At 42.8% G+C, this 16558-nt stretch carries 12 protein-coding genes and 4 tRNA genes; 7 read left to right on the top strand and 9 right to left on the bottom strand.

Annotation, left to right across the window (positions count from 1 at the left end; translation table 11 throughout):
• Window positions 1–45 precede the first annotated feature (45 nt).
• The 6 genes from HX743_RS10790 (at window position 46) to HX743_RS10765 (ending at window position 10340) form a co-directional block, all read left to right on the top strand.
• Window positions 46–3315, top strand: a complete 3270-nt coding sequence (locus HX743_RS10790) for a LysM peptidoglycan-binding domain-containing protein (protein WP_178319209.1) — start codon at window positions 46–48, stop codon at window positions 3313–3315.
• Between the two features lie 66 nt (window positions 3316–3381).
• Window positions 3382–5229 carry an extracellular solute-binding protein gene (locus HX743_RS10785; protein WP_178319208.1) on the top strand — a complete coding sequence of 616 codons (1848 nt, stop codon included), beginning with the start codon at window positions 3382–3384 and terminating at the stop codon, window positions 5227–5229.
• A 64-nt stretch (window positions 5230–5293) separates the two neighbouring features.
• The gene (locus HX743_RS10780; protein ID WP_178319207.1) at window positions 5294–6364 is read left to right on the top strand and encodes a microcin C ABC transporter permease YejB; all 1071 of its coding nucleotides are present in this window, start codon (window positions 5294–5296) and stop codon (window positions 6362–6364) included.
• Window positions 6364–7374 (top strand): ABC transporter permease, encoded by a 1011-nt coding sequence (locus HX743_RS10775; protein WP_178319206.1) that lies wholly within the window; start codon window positions 6364–6366, stop codon window positions 7372–7374. The genes HX743_RS10780 and HX743_RS10775 overlap by 1 nt, the downstream gene beginning before the upstream one ends.
• Complete coding sequence (locus HX743_RS10770) at window positions 7352–8953, top strand: ABC transporter ATP-binding protein (RefSeq protein ID WP_178319236.1); 1602 nt, start codon at window positions 7352–7354, stop codon at window positions 8951–8953. Before HX743_RS10775 ends, HX743_RS10770 begins: the two co-directional genes overlap by 23 nt.
• Before the next feature lie 142 nt (window positions 8954–9095).
• The gene (locus HX743_RS10765; protein WP_004972669.1) at window positions 9096–10340 is read left to right on the top strand and encodes an NADH:flavin oxidoreductase/NADH oxidase family protein; all 1245 of its coding nucleotides are present in this window, start codon (window positions 9096–9098) and stop codon (window positions 10338–10340) included.
• 156 nt (window positions 10341–10496) lie between these two features.
• On the opposite strand, the gene HX743_RS10760 is transcribed toward HX743_RS10765, so the two are convergent.
• The 8 genes from HX743_RS10760 to pyrC form a co-directional block, all read right to left on the bottom strand.
• Window positions 10497–10572: transfer RNA gene (locus HX743_RS10760), tRNA-Glu, on the bottom strand.
• A gap of 55 nt (window positions 10573–10627) precedes the next feature.
• Window positions 10628–10703, bottom strand: a tRNA-Glu gene (locus HX743_RS10755).
• Window positions 10704–10728: 25 nt separating this feature from the next.
• Window positions 10729–10804, bottom strand: a tRNA-Glu gene (locus HX743_RS10750).
• Window positions 10805–11092: 288 nt separating this feature from the next.
• Window positions 11093–12511, bottom strand: coding sequence for an amino acid permease (locus HX743_RS10745; protein ID WP_026438458.1), 1419 nt, complete (start codon window positions 12509–12511; stop codon window positions 11093–11095).
• A gap of 110 nt (window positions 12512–12621) precedes the next feature.
• A tRNA-Glu gene (locus HX743_RS10740) sits at window positions 12622–12697 on the bottom strand.
• A gap of 149 nt (window positions 12698–12846) precedes the next feature.
• Entirely contained in the window at window positions 12847–13005 is a 159-nt protein-coding gene (locus tag HX743_RS10735) for a hypothetical protein (protein WP_004972674.1), read from the bottom strand.
• 215 nt (window positions 13006–13220) lie between these two features.
• On the bottom strand, window positions 13221–13883 hold the full coding sequence (gene rnt, locus HX743_RS10730) for a ribonuclease T (RefSeq protein WP_096902181.1): 663 nt from the start codon (window positions 13881–13883) through the stop codon (window positions 13221–13223).
• Window positions 13868–14902: a dihydroorotase gene (gene pyrC, locus HX743_RS10725; protein WP_178319205.1), complete on the bottom strand. Its 1035-nt coding sequence runs from the start codon at window positions 14900–14902 to the stop codon at window positions 13868–13870. The genes rnt and pyrC overlap by 16 nt, the downstream gene beginning before the upstream one ends.
• Before the next feature lie 197 nt (window positions 14903–15099).
• On the opposite strand from pyrC, the gene HX743_RS10720 reads away from it, so the two are divergent.
• Complete coding sequence (locus HX743_RS10720; RefSeq protein WP_096902183.1) at window positions 15100–16359, top strand: GGDEF domain-containing protein; 1260 nt, start codon at window positions 15100–15102, stop codon at window positions 16357–16359.
• Window positions 16360–16426: 67 nt separating this feature from the next.
• Here HX743_RS10720 and HX743_RS10715 read toward each other — a convergent pair.
• Window positions 16427–16558: transposase (locus tag HX743_RS10715; RefSeq protein ID WP_178319204.1), on the bottom strand; the 132-nt coding region annotated here is incomplete at its 5' end.

Genomic DNA, 16558 nt, shown 5'->3' with positions numbered 1-16558 from the left:
GCAAGTCTAAAAAATAATTTATATACGAGTTGTTTGGATTTTTTTATGTATAAACCAACCACGCGCATGTGGCAGCCGACTTTACCTTCATTTTTAAAAATTACAGTTTTAGGTTCAGCATTGGCTGCCCTTGGCTTGATGACGGGCTGTAGCTCGACGCAGGGTGCGAGCAAGCCACTCACTTCAAGTCAGGTCGGTTCGGGTTATTTAGATGCCAGTACTTTAGATGGTCTGGAAGATTTACTCTCTGCAACCGATATGCGCGCGGTAGAAGGTGACCGTTTATTAATTTTAAAACACGGTGATGTCTGGAAGCGTATGACCGTTGGTTTCAAAATGGATTTAAACCATTGGAACCCACGTATTGAAGCGCAGCGAGGCTGGTTTATTTCACGTCAACCGTATTTGGATCGTTTAAGTGCGCGTGCGTCACGTTATTTGTATCACACGGTTAAAGAAGCTGAACGTCGTGGTATGCCAACTGAATTGGCGTTGTTACCTGTGATTGAAAGTTCCTATGACCCTGCAGCAACCAGTAGCGCAGCTGCCGCAGGTTTATGGCAGTTCATTCCAAGTACAGGGCGTATTTACGGCTTAAAACAAACTTCGATGTACGATGGTCGCCGAGATGTCGTGGAGTCGACTCGTGCTGCCTATGAGTTTTTGGGCAGTTTGTATAATCAGTTTGGTTCTTGGGAATTGGCATTGGCGGCTTATAACGCAGGCCCGGGTCGTATTCAACAAGCCATTAACCGCAATAAAGCTGCAGGTTTACCAACCGATTATTGGTCTTTAAAACTGCCGCAAGAAACCATGAACTATGTGCCGCGTTTCTTGGCGGTAGCACAAATTATTAAAAGCCCGCATGCTTATGGCGTGTCTTTACCCCCAATTGCCAACCGTCCACACTTCCGTGAAATTAATGTGGGCGCGGTGAATTTAAATGATGTGGCCAATATTACCGGTCTCAGCCGTGCCGAACTGTATTCGCTTAACCCTGGACATCGTGGGGATCGGATTGATAGCCAAAGTCCAATGCGTATTTTGATTCCTGCAGATTTAAGTCCGACAGTCGATGCACGATTGAAAAAACTCCAAGGTGGTAGCGGTTTATTGGCAAGTAATAACAGCAATACCCCATCGTTTTCATCTTCTGGTGTGACCATTACACCGTCTAAATCTGAACCACCTGCGTTAACGACCAGTACAACAACCAAAACGACTACAAGCAAACCTGCAGCATCTGCGGCAGTCACAACTACCAATACACCAAGCACAGCATCAACCACGGCCAGTGTTTCAAAACCAGCAACCACTACGCCTGCACGTTTGTCACGTACCCCACAAGGTTCGGACGCTTTGGCTGCATTTGCTGCGGGTAGCGATATTCCAAGTGCGCCGCGTATTCCTGTTGCTGTTACACCTGCTGCCAATATTCAGCCTGTGCGGATTGAGCCACCAATTTCCAGTACTGAGCGCGAGCAAATTTTGGCAGCAGTGCAGGCTGAAGGTAGCAATAAAACTGTAGAAGAAGTATTGCAACCTGTAGCTTCTAAAGCCGAACAAGAACAACTTGTGGCAGAGTTGAAACAAATTGCGCCGCAAGGCACTGAAATTGTCGATCCATACGATGGCAAAATTAAGCTGACCGCTATTCAGACCAGTCTGTCTGTTGCAGAGCAGCAAGGTAAAGAATTAACCAAAGGTTTTGCTTACCCGAAAAGTGTGGCAGAAAATACGCGCCCAGATTCAGAAGAAGCAAAGCGTAACCAAGGTAAGAACTATTTACGTACGGAGTCTGAGGTGGTGGTCGTACCACAAAAAGGCAAACGTACCACGTACACCGTGTTAGCGGGGGACACCTTGGCCAGTATTGCCATGAAAAATGGCTTGAACTGGCGTGATATTGCCAAGTGGAACCAAATTGCTCCAGATGCAACTTTGTATGTGGGCACCAGTATTTATTTATACGATGCCAAGCCACAAGTACAGGCAGAGCCTGCTAAGCCAAAAACCATGCCTGAGCAATACGTGGTGCAAGCCAATGATACCTTAACAGGTGTCGCCAGTCAGTTTGGTTTAACTGTAAAACAATTGGCAGATTTTAATAACTTAAGCACCACCAGTGGCTTATTTGTAGGGCAGCGTCTAAGTTTAAAAGAAACGGCTGCATCTAAAGCCAAAGCAGAAGCCGACAAAAAAGCCGCAGAACAGGCTGCAAAAATCGCAACCAAAACTTACGTAGTGAAGCGTGGCGAATACTTAAAACTGATTGCAGACCGTTATGCCTTGTCAAATCAGGAATTGGCTGATTTAACTCCAGGTTTAAACGCGAACAGTAGCTTATTGGTTGGGCAACGCATTAATGTGCCTGTAAATGAAGTGATTGCACAAAAAACGGAAGCGAGCAAAGCTGAAGCCAGTAAGTCAGAAACAAAAGCAGCAGAGCCAAACTATCCGACTGAAAACTACCAAGTACAGCGTGGTGATACTTTATCGAGCATTGCCAACCAAGCCAAAATTTCTTTGGCAGAGCTCGCCAGTTTAAATAATATAAGCACGCAAAGCGGTGTGCGCATTGGTCAAACCCTCAAAGTGCCTGCAGGTGTCAATGTGCCTGAGCGTTATACGGTACAACGTGGCGATACCTTATCGGCGATTTCGACAAAATATAATCTCAGCCAAGACTATATTGCAGACTTAAACAATCTAAGCCGTAACAGTGGTTTAAGAGCAGGACAAATTCTTAAACTCACGGGGGATGTTCCTGAGAAAAAAGCCCAAGTTGAAGCGGTGGCTGAAACCACCAATGATATTCACGTGGTCAAAGCAGGGGAAACTTTAAGCAGTATTGCGCGCCAATATAAATTGCAATTGAATTATTTGGCAGAGCTGAATGATCTTTCACGTACTGCCAATGTCCGCATTGGACAACGCTTAAAAGTCGATGCCAGCGCTGCAAAAAATGAAGTAAAAACAGAGGTCGTAAGTGCTGCGAAAAGCAGCAGTAGCAAAGCCACCGAAGCTTATACCGTTAAAAGTGGTGAGTCTTTAAATTCGATTGCCAGCCGTGTGGGTGTGTCAGTTGCAGAATTGGCGAGTTTAAATAACTTAACGCCACGTTCAGGTTTACGCATTGGACAAAATATTCAAGTTCCCAAAACCGTAACTGAATATAAAGTGAAACGTGGGGATACGCTGATTGGCTTATCCAGTCGTTATGGCATCGACACCAAAGCATTGGCAGATTTAAATGATATGCAGCCAAATACTCAATTGCGTATTGGCGATGTGATTAAAGTCCCGAATCTGTAAAGTTTAATCCTGAGGATGTCATGTTTTGACGGCATCCTCAGGAATACTGCACAAGGAGCTGTGTGCATGTCATTTGCCATAAAAAAGACACATCAATATCTGGGCTGTATTTTAGGTTGTGTGGTCTTGCCGCAGTTTGGATGGGCTGCGTTACAAACCACGCCCTATATTGCCGTACATAGCCAGCCTCAGTATGTGGGGCGCTCGGCTATGCCTTATGCCAACCCGCAAGCGCCCAAAGGTGGCGATTTAATTCGTGCCAGTAATGGCACTTTTGATAATTTAAATGACATGAATGGCAAGGGCAGCTCAACCGATGGGGTGAGTTTTATATTCGATTCACTCATGAGCAGTTCTTTAGATGAGCCGGGGGTGATGTATCCCTTATTGGCAGAAAAAGTCAGCTATGACCCCAAGCAAACTGCATTTGTCATTTTTCATTTAAATCCTAAAGCTAAATTTAGTGATGGCAGCCCAGTTACAGCAGATGATGTGAAATTCAGTTTTGATGCTTTTCAGACCAAGTCTAATCCAGGTTTACAAATGTATTTATCCGATTTAGATAAAACCACGGTCTTGTCTAAGCATCAGGTTAAAGTCAGTTTTAAATCCACTAACAATGCAGAAATGCCGCTGATTTTGTCGCAAATGCCAATCTATTCTAAAAGAGACTGGCAAAAGCGTGACTTTACCCGCATCACACTAGAACCGATTTTAGGTTCAGGGCCGTATCTTATTGAGCGGATTGATGCAGGGCGCAGCATTACTTATAAGCGTAATCCAAATTATTGGGGCAAAGATTTACCCGTAAATAAAGGGCGCTATAATTTTGACCGCCTGAAGTATGTTTATTATCGCAATCTGGATATTGCCTTCGAAGGGTTTAAGTCGGGGCAATACACGTTGCATGAAGAATATACCGCACGAAAATGGGTCACTGAATATCGTTTTCCTGCTGTGAATGCGGGCATGGTGGTCAAGCATAAATTTCAGCACCAAAACCCAATTCCGACTCAAAGTTTTGTTTTTAATACCCGTAGACATGCGTTTCAGGATATTCGTTTTAGGCAGGCTTTAACCTACGCTTATGATTTTGAATGGCAAAACAAAGCCTTGTTTTATGGGCAATATCGCCGTTTGCAAAGTTATTTTTCTAACAGTGAATTAGAAGCCAAAGGCACACCTTCAGCCGCAGAATTGTCTGTTTTAAAACCCTATTTGGCCAAGCTGCATCCTATTCAACGCCAAGGCGTATTGCAAAATTGGCAGTATCCTGTGACTGATGCCAGTGGCTTTAACCGTAACGGCTTGCTTAAAGCCCGTGAATTGCTTTTGAAAGCGGGTTATCGTTTTCAGCAAGGTAAATTGGTCGATGCCAAAGGCAAAGCCATTCAAATTGAATTTTTAATTCATCAGGATGGTTTGCAACGCACATTAGTGCCTTTTGTGCGCAATATGAAACGTCTGGGCGTTACGGTAAATATTCGGCATGTCGATGTGCCGCAATATATTGAACGCATGCGCCGTGCCGATTTTGATATGACCACCAGTGTCATGCCGCAATCTTTAAGTCCAGGCAATGAGCAAGCACAGCTTTGGAGTAGTGCTGCCGCAGATCAACCAGGAAACTATAATTACGCAGGCATTAAAAACCCAGTAATTGATGAAGTGGTACAACAGTTGATTCGTGCGCCTAATCGTGAACAATTGATTGTGCGTACCAAAGTTTTGGATCGTTTATTGCGCGCAGGGTATTATCAAATTCCAACCTATGGCAAAGGTGAAAACTGGTATGCCTATTGGAATATGTATCGTCAGCCCGCCATCAAACCTAAACTATCGGCAGGAATTGATTATTGGTGGAGCGATGCGGCACAAGCCAAGAAAGTTGCACATTATTTACGTCAACAATAACGATTTTAAAACTCAAGCATGACAGTGTTTGCGATAAACCAGAACATTGCCAAAAGGTAAGTACATGGGCACATACATTCTCAAAAGATTGTTCCTGATTATTCCAACCTTGTTTTTCATTTTATTGATTAACTTTGTGGTGATTCAAATTGCACCGGGCGGTCCAGTCGAACAGGCGATTCAGCAAGCCGAAGCCTTTCAGGGCATGGGGGCGACAGGCGGTGAAACTGCTGCAACCTCCAATAGCAGCAATTATCAAGGTGCTAAAGGTTTAAGTGATGAAATGGTCGCAAAAATCGAAGCGCAATATGGATTCGATAAACCTGCACATGAACGCTTTTGGCAAATGCTCACCAGCTATGTGCAGTTCGATTTTGGCACCAGCTTTTTTAAAGATAAACCTGTGACCCAATTGTTATGGGAAAAATTACCTGTATCGCTATCTTTAGGTTTATGGAGCACCTTGCTGATTTATTTAATTTCTATTCCTTTAGGCATTAAAAAAGCCCGTCAGCATGGCTTGTTGTTTGATAAAGCCACTTCTATTTTGTTGGCGATTGGCTATGCCATTCCTGCGTTTGCCTTTGCTATTTTACTGATTGTATTTTTTGCAGGCGGTTCATATTTTCAGTGGTTTCCTTTACAGGGTTTGGTGTCTGAAAACTTTGCTCAATTGAGTCTGTGGGGAAAAATCACCGATTATTTTTGGCACATGACTTTGCCTTTATTGGCGATGGTGATTGGTGGTTTTGCAGGGCTGACCTATCTGACCAAATATTCATTTATGGAAGAATTAAACAAACAATATGTGTTGGCGGCACGTTCTAAAGGTCTTACTGAATCGCGTGTGTTATATGGGCATGTGTTTCGTAATGCCATGCTGATTGTGATTGCAGGTTTACCCGAAGCGTTGGTGAGTATTTTCTTTGTTGGGAATTTATTCATCGAAATTATTTTTAATTTAGATGGATTAGGCCTGCTTGGTTTTGAGGCGATTGTACAGCGTGATTATCCTGTAATTTTTGGCACTTTGTTTATTTTTACCTTATTGGGCTTAATTCTACGCTTAATCAGCGATGTGTTATATCAGGTGATCGACCCACGTATTAGTTTTGAATCGCGAGGGGCAAAATAATGTCACCGATCATGCAGGCGCGTGTGCAGCGTTTTAAACAGAATAAATTGGGTTTTGGTTGTTTCATTGTCTTTATCATTATTTTTGTGTTGTCTTTGGCGGCAGAACTGATTGCCAATGATAAACCGTTATTGGTCAAATATGAGCAATCTTTATATCTGCCAGTGTTCAAGGCTTATCCTGAAACGACCTTTGGCGGTGTATTTGAAACCGAAGCAGATTATAAAGACCCAGTGGTGCAACAACTGATTGCAGACCGAGGATGGGCAGTTTGGCCGCTCATTGAGTTTTCTTACCAGACCCCGAATTTAGATTTGGCCGTTCCTGTACCTTCTGCACCAACTGCACAAAATTGGCTAGGTACAGATGACCAAGGGCGCGATGTGTTGGCGCGAATTTTATATGGCTTGCGTGTATCGCTGTTATTTGGCTTTGCATTGACTTTTGCATCGGCAGCTTTGGGCATTTTGGTCGGGGCAATTCAGGGCTACTATGGCGGCTGGGTCGATTTAATTGGGCAGCGCGTTTTAGAGGTGTGGGGTGGTTTACCGATGCTGTTCATGGTGATGATTTTGGTCAGCATGTTTACCCCAAGTGTGTATTGGCTATTTGTGATTATGCTGTTATTTGGCTGGACGACACTGGTCGGCTTGGTTCGAGCAGAATTTTTACGCGCCCGAAATTTTGACTATGTCCGTGCAGCGCGAAGTTTAGGCGTAACCGATCGTACCATTATGTTTCGGCATATTTTACCCAATGCCATGAGTTCGAGTTTGTCGCAGTTGCCATTTATGCTAACCGCCAATATTACAGCTTTAACTGCACTGGATTTTTTAGGTTATGGCTTACCGCCCGATGCAGCATCTTTAGGGGAGTTGTTGTTACAAGGTAAAAATAATTTAAATGCACCTTGGTTGGCATTGTCAGGCTTTTTTACCTTAGCAATTGTGCTGTCCTTGTTAATTTATATTGGGGAGGCGACCCGTGATGCATTCGATCCAAGACGTTAATTCTTCAACTGCATCACAGCCTGCAGTATTGCTAACAGTCAGTCATCTGCATATTCGGCAGCAGGAACAGGTTTTGCTGCACGATTTAAACTTTGAGCTGCATGCAGGCGAAACCATTGCTTTGGTTGGTGAAAGTGGTTCTGGAAAATCTATTAGTAGTTTGGCATTGCTGGGTTTATTGCCCGAACATTTACAGGTGCAAGGTCAGGCAGTCTTTGCAGAACAAGATTTACTTCGCCTTAAACCGCAACAATTGCGACAAGTTCGTGGTCAAAAAATTGCCATGATTTTTCAGGAACCAATGACGGCTTTAAATCCGTTGCATCGAGTGGAAAAAATTATTGGTGAAAGTTTATTACTCCAAGGTTGGAGCAAAGAAAAAACGCGTGCCCGGGTGCTGCAATTACTTGCAGATGTCGGCATTCCACAGCCTGAAGAAAAACTAAAGCGTTATCCACATGAATTATCTGGGGGGCAACGTCAGCGAGTGATGATCGCAATGGCGTTGGCACTCGATCCCGATATTTTAATTGCTGATGAACCAACTACGGCTTTAGATGTGACTTTGCAGGCGCAGATTTTGGATTTATTAAAAAGCCTGCAAGTGCGTCGTAATATGGCCATGATTTTGATCAGCCACGATTTGAACTTGGTCAAACAATATGCAGATCAGGTCATTGTCATGAATCATGGACGGGTCGAAGAACAGGGCAGTGTGGCAGATATTTTTAATAGACCGCAGCAAGCCTATACCCAAAACTTGTTGAATCATGATTTTGGTGAAGCTTTGCAGGTTGATGAGTTGCCGACCATTTTGGAGTTGGAGCAGGTTGCTGTGAAATTCCCGATTAAACAAGGCTTGCTGAATCGGGTTAAAGATTATGTGGTTGCGGTTGAGCCGTTAAGCTTCGAACTTCCGCAAGGTCAATCGATTGGTATTGTTGGTGAAAGTGGTTCGGGTAAAAGTTCATTGGCACTTGCAATTGCACGATTGATTGAAAGTGAGGGAAAAATTGAACTACTTGGGCAAGATCTGAATCAACTGAATGAACGCCAATTGCGTCCCTTACGTCAGCAGTTTCAAATTGTATTTCAAGACCCGTTTAGCAGCTTAAATCCACGTTTAAATGTGGAGCAAACCATTGGTGAGGGTTTGGCATTGCAACAATTGTCCAAGCCTGAAATCATCCAGCGCATTGATGAAGCTCTAAGCAAAGTGGAATTGCCTGTGAGTTTTAAACAACGCTATCCGCATGAATTGTCGGGTGGGCAACGTCAACGGATTGCATTAGCACGCGCGTTGGTGCTGCGTCCTAAACTGTTAATTATGGATGAGCCGACTTCTGCCTTAGACCGTACCACGCAACGTGCTGTCGTGCAGCTGTTACGCCGTTTGCAGCAGCAAGAACAGATGAGCTATTTGTTTATTAGCCACGATTTGCAAGTGGTGAAAGCACTGTGTCAAAAAGTGTTGGTGCTGCATCAAGCGAAAGTCATGGAATTTCAAGATACTGTACAGTTATTTAGCCATCCGCAAACAGAATATACCCGTCAATTGATTGCTGCCAGTGAGTATTAAACCTTCAATATTTTTAAACAGCTATTTCGGCTGGCTGACTTGTTTTACCATTTTGACAATAAGATTTGTCAAAATGGCATTGACCTGTTCCGAAAAATCTTTAGAGTAAAAAAGACCAATAAAACACAATACGGAACAGTGTATGAGCCATCTTGCCGAAACAATTCAGATTCGTAATACCATGTTTAAAAATCGCATCATTAAAGGCGCGATGAGTGAGGCGCTTGCCAACACGGCAGGGCAGCCGAATAGCCTGCATTTAGGTCTATATGAAGCATGGGCAAAAGGTGGTTTGGGCTGTGCCATCACTGGCAACGTAATGGTCGATTTACGTGCCAAAAATGAACCGGGTGTTGTGGGAATTGAATCAGACCGAGATATAGAAAAGCTCAAACAGTGGGCAGAAGTTGGTAAACGTTATGGCATGGTGCAATTGGTACAGTTGTCACATCCTGGGCGGCAATGTCCGAAAGGTTTGAATAAAGAAACGGTTGCACCTTCGGCTGTGCCTTTTAGTCCAAGTTTAGCTTTGAGTTTTGGTACACCACGTGAACTACATGAAGATGAAATCCTCGATATTATTCAGCGTTTTGCCAAAGCTGCACAGATTTGTGAGCAAGCGGGCTTTGAGGGGATTCAACTGCATGGTGCGCATGGCTATTTGATCAGCCAGTTTTTATCGCCACTGACCAATAAACGCCAAGACCAATGGGGCGGCAATATTGAAAACCGTATGCGCTTTTTGATGCAAATTTATCAAGCGGTACGTGCAGCGACCTCAGACAATTTTATTGTATCAGTCAAACTAAACTCTGCAGATTTTCAACGTGGCGGCATCACTGAAGAAGAAGTGATTAGCGTGTTTAAAGCCATGGATGAAGCAGGTATAGATATGATTGAAATTTCAGGTGGTACTTATGAAGCACCCGCGATGGCAGGCTCTAAAGCTGATAAACGTAAACCAAGTACCATTGCCCGTGAAGCCTATTTTTTATCTTTTGCGGAATTGATTCGCAGTCAGGTGAAATGCCACTTAATGGTGACAGGTGGTTTTAGAACGGTAGTTGCCATGAATGCTGCTTTGGACAGTGGTGCATGTGACTTTATTGGGATCGCCCGACCATTTGCGGTAGAAACCGATTTAGCCAACCGTTTGTTGGCGGGTCAAGATGTACGTTACGGGGTCGATAAAATTAAAACTGGTATCCCGATGATTGATAAAATGGCAATTATGGAAATTATTTGGTATGCCGCGCAGTTCAAAGCAATTGCACAAGGCAAGCGTCCAAACCCGAAACTCTCGCCTTTAAAAGTCTTTTTCAAATATTTAAAAGGCAATTTAACTGCGGTGATTAAAGGACAGGTCAACTCACGTAAATCAGCTTGATTCGTATTTTTCAAACCTCAGTGGACGGATTCAAAGCTTAAACTATGGTTTTTGAATCAGTCCGCACAGATTGAAATATAAAACTAATGCGTTAGATAGCAAAAAGCCCAAGTCATATTGATTGGGCTTTTTGTTGAGATGTAAACATCTCGAATATGGCGTCCCTACGGGGATTCGAACCCCGGTTACCGCCGTGAAAGGGCGATGTCCTAGGCCTCTAGACGATAGGGACAAATAGAAGTTTATATTTTCAAACCATGTAACAACCAATGCAGTTGTTGAGAATATGGCGTCCCTACGGGGATTCGAACCCCGGTTACCGCCGTGAAAGGGCGATGTCCTAGGCCTCTAGACGATAGGGACTTAAAAAAATATCTACTTCTGAAATTGGCGTCCCTACGGGGATTCGAACCCCGGTTACCGCCGTGAAAGGGCGATGTCCTAGGCCTCTAGACGATAGGGACGTTTCAGAGGTGGGCGTATAATAGGGCGTATAAGGGGGGGTGTCAAACGCTTTTCTGCAATAATTCTGAAAAAAATGTTCAACTGAATAAAATTAAAACTATTCTGCTGTCGTGATACGTTTGAAGCGGTAAAAATCATGCTTTTCAAGTTATTTTTAAATGGACACATTTATTAGAGCAGCATGATTTTCTTTGTATTTTGCAGTATTAATTGCTAATCAACACAACTCAAAAAACAAGGCAATCCGAAGATCGCCCCTATTGTTTTACATCATCGCTAAAAAAGCATTATGATTTTTTGTGATAAATCATGTAATAACTGAGATAGCACAACACAATAAAAATCATACAGCCAATAAAACCTGCCAGCATTTCAGGGTCAAACACCATACTTAAGCAAGTAATAAAACAGAACACAAAACCTAAAATAGGCACTATTGGAAATAGCGGTGCAGCAAAACCTAAGTCCTGCACGGTTTTACCTTGTTTATACCATTGGCGACGGAAGTTAAACTGGCTTAAACAAATGCTCATCCAGACCACGACCATGGTAAATGCAGCCACACCCAAGAGGTTTTTAAAGATGGTTTCAGGCGCAAATTGTTCAGACAATAAACCTGGCATTGCACCGAGCATGGTGACCATGACTGCAATATAAGGAATACCACGCGCATTCACCTTAGAAAAAATCTGTGGTAATTGCTTTTGGTGTGAGAGCGACCACATCATTCGTGAAGCTGCAAATAAACCTGAGTTCGCTGCAGAGAGTAACGCTGTGATAATCACAAAACGAATAATATCTTCCGCATAAGGAATACCAATCTGATTAAACACCGTTACAAAAGGACTGCTGCTTACACCTTCTGCAGCCAAACCTGCAGCCTGATGTGGTAGCAAGGCACTAATCACCACAATGGTACCTACAAAGAAAATCAACAGACGGAAAATTGCGGTATTGATTGCTTTAGGCACGTTTTTGGCAGGGTCTTTGGTTTCACCTGCGGCAACACCAATCAACTCTGTACCTGAAAAGGCGAAATTAACAATTAACATGGTTGCAAAAATAGGGAATAGCCCTTCAGGAAACCAACCTTGTGCGGTTAAATTGCTAAATAAAGGTGCAGAGGTATAACCTTGATAAGACACAGCACCTAAAATTGCCATTAAACCCAAAACGATAAAGGCAATGACAGTCACGACTTTGACCAAAGATAGCCAAAACTCAGATTCTGCAAACAAGCGCGTGGAAATCATATTCAAACCAAATACAACGCCACCAAAAATCAGTGTCCAAATCCACATGGAAATATGCGGGAACCATTCCTGCATTAGCAACGCAGCGGCGGTAAATTCTGTGCCTAAAGTGACCGACCACGTGAGCCAATATAACCAAGTGATGGTATAGCCCGTGCCAGGTCCAATATATTGTTTGGCGTATGCCCCAAATGAACCTGAAACAGGCATGTGTACGGCAAGCTCGCCCAAACACAGCATCACCATATAGGCAATTAAACCACCAAAAATATAAGCGATGATGGCGCCAACGGGGCCTGTTTGTGCAATGACTTCACCTGAGCCTAAAAATAGACCTGTGCCAATAGCACCGCCCAGTGAAATCATAACCAAATGTCGAGTGCTCATCGCACGTTTTAAAGGCATAGTATTGCCTTGATGCACAGCATCATTTTGATGATTCGATGACGGCATAAGTGATAGGAGAAAAAATGAAATGAAGCGAAGTATTGTAGAGAAAAACTACAAATCTGCAATCTTGAAATAATAAATTTGGATTAGAAATGATCGTATAGCACGATAAATGGCGTCCCTACGGGGATTCGAACCCCGGTTACCGCCGTGAAAGGGCGATGTCCTAGGCCTCTAGACGATAGGGACGTTGCGAGGTGATGCGTATATTATGAATTTTTAGCGACAGTGTCAAACCTGAATCTAAAAAAACTGCCGCACTATTTGTTATTTGCTTAAAAAATAATACATCTTTAAAAATAAATCAGTGCATGTAAATTTGAATACGGTGCATCATTTTAATGATCAGGGGTTTGATATTGCTTTTCAGTGGTTGTTGTTTGTGTGGCTGCGGGTTGAGTGCTTGGTTTAGGTTGAGCAGGCTCACGATTCACAATATAAAGATACAACGCAGAAGGCGCGAGAATGACCAAAACCAAGACAATTTTTTTCAACATGGCAGAATCAATAACACAAATTGGAATATTGCCATTATAACCAAAGCCAGCTCAAAAGACTGCATGCATAAAAGCTGATTCGCAGTAAAAATCATTTTGATGCTCAGTCTTGTGGTTGAAAAGCACGAATCAAAACCACAACACTAAAAAGAAAACAGGACGACAAACGCAGTCTGTCATCCTGTAAACATCTCAATGTTCGAGTACAAATCGTATTATTGATCTGTGTTGAGTAAGTTCTCTACCATGTGCGGCGCAAGTTTATTTAGAATAAAACAAAACAGCTCTGCAGTTTTTTGCGTATCGTATAAAGCTGAATGAGCTTCTTTGCCATCAAACTCAATACCTGCCTGAATGCATGATTTTGCCAGCACCGTTTGACCAAACATCACCGCACTTAAAGTCACTGTATCAAACACTGAAAAGCTGTGGAATGGGTTTTGGTTTTTCGTGCCTGTGCGGGCAATGGCTGCTTGTACAAAGCCTAAATCGAAATGCGCATTGTGACCGACCAAAATGGCATGGGTACAATTCTGTTGGCGACGCACTTCATTGACTGATTTGAAAATCCGTTTTAATGCGGTTTTTTCATCTTCAGCCATAGCCATACGCATAGGGTTGAAAGGATCAATCCCAATAAAGTCCAACGAACGACGGTCTAAATTTGCCCCTTCAAACGGGTTGATATGCGCATGATACGCTTCACCTGGTACAAATTTGCCATCCGCATCATAAATAATTGGAATGGCAGCAATTTCCAACAAAGCATCGGTTTGGGCATTAAAGCCTGCGGTTTCCACATCGACCACCACAGGCAAAAAACCACGAAAACGTTGCCCCATCACGGGCAAAGTTGTATCTGTCACACTTTTCTCCATTGAATGGTTTTACCCGCATATAACGGAATAATTTGTTCACCATCCAAGTAGTCTAAACTGGTTGGAATGATTTGCTCTTCTTTCACCAAAGTAATGGTGTTGGTATTACGCGGCAAACCATAAAAATCTGCACCAAAGAAGCTTGCAAAGCCTTCTAAGCGGTCAATACGTCCAACTTGATCAAAAGCTTGTGCATAAAGCTCAATTGCCGTAGGCGCACTATAGCAGCCTGCACAGCCACATGCATTTTCTTTGGCATTTTTTGAGTGCGGTGCGCTATCTGTCCCTAAGAAAAATTTAGGATTTCCGCTAGTTGCGACTTCTAATAAGGTTTGTTGATTGGTTTGACGCTTTAAAATAGGCAAACAATAGAAATGCGGTTTTACGCCACCTACTAACATATCATTACGGTTAAATAATAAATGTTGTGGGGTAATGGTTGCTGCGACATTACGGCCTTGTTCTAAAACAAATTGCGCTGCTTCAGAGGTCGTAATGTGTTCAAGCACCAATTTTAAGTTTGGAAATTGTTGTAATAATGGTGAAAGCACTTCATCTAAGAAACGTTTTTCACGGTCAAAAATATCGACATGATTGTGCGTGACTTCGCCGTGCAGTAATAATGGCACTTGTTGTTCTTCAAGTTGCTCAATCACCGCATATACTTTACGAATGTCGCTCACCCCATTGTCTGAATTGGTGGTCGCGCCAGCAGGGTAAAGTTTAATGGCATTCACATGCGCAGAGGCTTTAATTTTCTTGACTTCTTCGGGAGAGGTTTGATCGGTAAAATACAACACCATACGCGGATCAAAATTTACACCTTCAGGGACGTGTGCCATGATGCGTTCACGATACGCTTCCGCTTCTTCTACCGTTTTTACTGGTGGAACAAGGTTAGGCATACAAATTGCGCGTGAAAATTGCTTGGCAAGATCGGGAACAGTACGTTGTAGTGCTAAACCATCACGTAAATGAGCATGCCAGTCATCTGGCTGGATAAGAGTAATCGTATTCAAGGCGCTGCCAGTCTGAAAAATAAAACAGATGATAATCTATAAATGTTAAAATGGTAACGTCGAAAGCCATAAAAAATAGAAATGCCTGAATTAATTGTTTCGACATTGTGTTATTTTTAAACCACTAAAAAAATTATATTCAGGTTGTTACAGTTTTGCTGTGCAACAATCGTGATTAAATGGAATTTAAAGCATCCATGGAATACAAATATAAGTTAGCCAAGCTACAGTACGACAAAGAAAAAAATGAAGAGTTGATTAAACGTCAACGTAAACGTGCGGGGCAGGTTTTTCCGAAACAACTGGAAGTTGAGTTTTGGCAACAGCATCTTGAACAAGCTCGGCACAACATTAACCAATATTTTTGGTCGGGCGTACTCATCTACTTTATTATCACCGTGCTGATGATTACTGGGGATTATTGGATTATTGATCGTAATTTTTTTAAACACGATTTTATCCACTCTTTACTAGGCTTGGTCAATGGCGCGTTTTGCTTACTGACCCTGTTCTTTTTTGCCCATTATAAAATTTTGCGCCCGTATTATGCCTATGCCGCCATGGCTATGATTTTTTGGGCCATTGTGTCGATGACCTGGCTGACCATGACGGTGCATACCGAAGTGTTTAGACACCAAGCCATGATGATCATCAGCATGATTTATATTATGGGTTTTGTACTGACGGGGGTGAAGCCGTTTCACATGCTGCTGACTGGGTTAATGGCGGCTGTGGTTGCCATGATTATGCTATTAACCTTGTATATTCCAATTGATGTGATGGTGATGGGGCGGGTGTTGGTTGGCAGTACGGTAGTGGGTTTTTTAATCAGTAAAATGCTGTGTACCCGTGAGCGGATGATTTTTTTGGTCATGCACCAAGCCCGACTTAGTGAAAAAATTAACCGTATTCATGCTGAAGAATTGTTGCATTTAAGTCAGCATGACGCGCTGACTAAAGTATCCAACAGACGTACTTTTGATGAAATGCTGGACAGCTATTTCGAACAGGCACGGCATGATGAAGTGCCATTGTCTTTACTCTTTATCGATGTCGATTTTTTTAAAAAATATAACGATCATTATGGGCATCAAAAGGGAGATGAAGTCATTTCAGCGATTGCCAAATCCATTAAAGACTCAATTCGTCACATGGATTTTGTTGCGCGTTATGGTGGTGAAGAATTTGTGGTGTTATTGCCAGAAACCGATGCGCATGGTGCGTATGCTGTGGCTTCCAATATTTTTAAAGCGGTTGAGCGTTTAGCGATTCCACATAGTCAATCTTTGGTTGACAGTAATGTCACCATCAGTTTGGGCTTTACCGTCTATAAAGGTGAGGCGGACATTTTTAAAAGCGATTTCTTACAACGTGCAGACCAAGCCTTGTACCGTGCGAAACAGTTGGGACGTAATCAAATTTATTACCACACTTTGCAGGTGGAAGAAGTGCTGTAAATTTTTCTATCTCCAAGTGAAAGAGGACTCCACCCGTCAGTCAGGGTGGAGGTGAATTTCACAAATTTCAAACTTGTTGATTCTGAATATATTGTTTGATTATTTCCAAAGGCGCACCACCACAAGACCCTGCAAAATATGATCTTGACCATAAAACAGGTTTTGTATAATTCCCTCTCAAGTCTAAAAACTCATTTCG

This window comes from Acinetobacter sp. Swhac1, from assembly GCF_013390985.1.
GTDB lineage: Bacteria > Pseudomonadota > Gammaproteobacteria > Pseudomonadales > Moraxellaceae > Acinetobacter > Acinetobacter towneri.
Note: the sequence above shows the minus strand (reverse complement) of the source record. Positions and strands in the feature narration are given on the sequence as shown.